Genomic DNA, 509 nt, shown 5'->3' on the forward strand with positions numbered 1-509 from the left:
CTTATGGGTCAAAACGCAATTCAATCTCTAGGCGCAGAGCTAGCAAACAAAGAGCTAAGCAAAGCACTTATCGTTACCGACAGCGTATTAGTTGAAATTGGCTTAGTTGATCGACTCACTGATGAACTAAAAAAACATAACATCGACTTTGCTATTTATGGCGGTGTTAAACCAAACCCTACTGAACAAAATATCGAAGATGGCCTTGCGCTACTTGCACAAGAAAACTGTGACTTTGTTATTTCATTTGGTGGTGGTTCTTCACACGACGCAGCAAAAGGTATCGCATTAGTTGCTGCCAATGGTGGCCATATTCGTGACTACTCAAAAGGTGTGCACACATCTAAGAAGCCACAATTACCACTTGTGACCATTAATACTACCGCAGGTACTGCATCAGAAATGACCGTATTTGCCATCATCACTAACGAAGCTGATGAAACCAAATACCCAGTGGTTGATAAGCACTTTACTCCAATTATCGCGGTAAACGACTCAGAACTTATGGT

1 protein-coding gene is annotated in these 509 nt (G+C 41.7%); it reads left to right on the plus strand.

All coding sequences use genetic code 11. From position 1 onward, the window contains the following. A partial coding sequence (locus L2740_RS21430) for an iron-containing alcohol dehydrogenase (protein ID WP_420833554.1) occupies positions 1–509 on the plus strand: 509 nt, incomplete at both ends.

The sequence above is a fragment of the Shewanella pneumatophori genome (assembly GCF_023283895.1).
Classification (GTDB): Bacteria; Pseudomonadota; Gammaproteobacteria; order Enterobacterales; family Shewanellaceae; genus Shewanella; species Shewanella pneumatophori.